1 protein-coding gene is annotated in these 466 nt (G+C 58.2%); it reads right to left on the bottom strand.

What is annotated here, in order from left to right:
* Nucleotides 1–254: 254 nt before the first annotated feature.
* The coding region (locus F2P45_RS34515) for a hypothetical protein (protein ID WP_166882692.1) at nucleotides 255–466 on the bottom strand (212 nt) is incomplete at its 5' end.

Below are 466 nucleotides of genomic sequence, written 5' to 3'. Positions count from 1 at the left end.
CTTCGCCTTTCAACGCATATGGAATGCAAGGCCGAGCCATCCATAGCAAGCACGGCGGCAATTTTACGCAAATTGGTACAGCTATGGCTTTACTGGTTTCGGGTATCGCCGCTTGACATCGCCGACCGCAGCGTTGTACTCCATCATTTTTGCCTCCTGCCCCTGGCTCTGCCAGTACATCGCATCGGCCAGGTCGACTAGTGGCGGATAAGCCGCTCGGCGAAGCTGATCGACGTCTTCGTTGTGGTAAATGATCATACCTGGATCTCGAAAAGTGCATCAAGGAAAGGAAACGCTACAATCCGGACGCGGTACAGGCCCGGCAAATTGAAGTTCAGCGTCGCGCGCCCTTCTCCGCACGGGTACGGCTTGTCGTTGATGACCACCTCGCACGGCATGGGCAACCGGGTCAGGTCGCGGCCAGCGAGCAATGCGGGGCTTTCCGGCCGCGCGTGCTTGTGCCCGT

It is taken from the genome of Massilia mucilaginosa, from assembly GCF_011682145.1.
In the GTDB taxonomy this organism is placed as follows: domain Bacteria; phylum Pseudomonadota; class Gammaproteobacteria; order Burkholderiales; family Burkholderiaceae_D; genus Telluria_A; species Telluria_A mucilaginosa.
Note: the sequence above shows the minus strand (reverse complement) of the source record. Positions and strands in the feature narration are given on the sequence as shown.